1 protein-coding gene is annotated in these 1023 nt (G+C 72.8%); it reads left to right on the top strand.

Annotated features, from left to right (window positions below):
* Nucleotides 1-241 precede the first annotated feature (241 nt).
* Nucleotides 242-1023 (top strand): hypothetical protein (locus P409_RS35100; RefSeq protein ID WP_034849656.1); only part of this gene is annotated, 782 nt, incomplete at its 3' end.

A 1023-nucleotide genomic window follows, 5' to 3' on the forward strand; every position in this document is an offset into this window, starting at 1 on the left:
AGATCGGCCGCGGCGACGGCATCCAGGCCGCGGCCGACCGGCTGTCGATCTCGGGCAACACCGCCCGCACCCATCTGGCCCGCATCTTCGAGAAGACCGGCACGGGGCGGCAGGCGGAGCTGGTGCGCCTGCTGGCGCAATGCAGCCTGCCGGCACCGCCGGACTGACGCCCCCGACGGATGCCGGATCTGGTGGATTTCGGGACCGCCCGCCGAACGGGGGCGCCTCCGACGAGGTGGGAATGGACCGGGCGGACGCAATTCTCAGGGCGGTGCAACAGATCTACGATTCGGCCATGTCGCCGGAGGGCTGGGCCGTCGCGCTGGATGCCGTCGCCGCGATCGTCGGGGGCCGCTGTTCGGGCATCCTGATCGAGGACCAGGCCCGTGGGCGGGCGGAGCTGCTGACGGACCGGACGTGGGATCCGGCGCATCTCGATCTCGTCACCACCACGGCCGAGGCTGGGGTGCTGCCGCCCTGGGTCGGGGGCCTGCCCGTGGGGCTGACGACGCGGAGCTCGGCCATCCAGACGGACCGGGACTTCAGCCGATCGCTCTACTACAACGAGGTGATCCGGCCGATCGGCAATTTCTACGCCGCGCTGGGCCTGCTGGAGCAGACGCCGGCATATCGCTGCCTCTTCGCCCTCGGACGCGCCCATGGCGTCGAGAATTTCGCCGACGATGACATCGCGGCGCTGCAGCTGATCCTGCCGCATCTGCAGCGGGCGCTCGACCTGCGCCGGCAGGCGGGCTGGACCGACCAGCATGCGGCCGCGATCGAGACCGTGCTGGACCGGATCGATCTCGGCGTGATCCTGGTCGATGCCGCGGGACGGCCGCTGTACTTCAACCGCCGGGCCGAGGCCCTGGTCGCCCGTGCGGACGGCCTGCTGGTCGGGCGGGCCGGGATCACCACGGCGCTGGCCGAGGAGACCCGGCGGCTGCAGCGGGCGATCGCCGCCGCCGCGGCGGCCGGCATGCCCACCGGCGGCATCGACGCCGCCGGGCGTGCCGCCACGGC

Source organism: Inquilinus limosus MP06, from assembly GCF_000767795.1.
Classification (GTDB): Bacteria; Pseudomonadota; Alphaproteobacteria; order DSM-16000; family Inquilinaceae; genus Inquilinus; species Inquilinus limosus_E.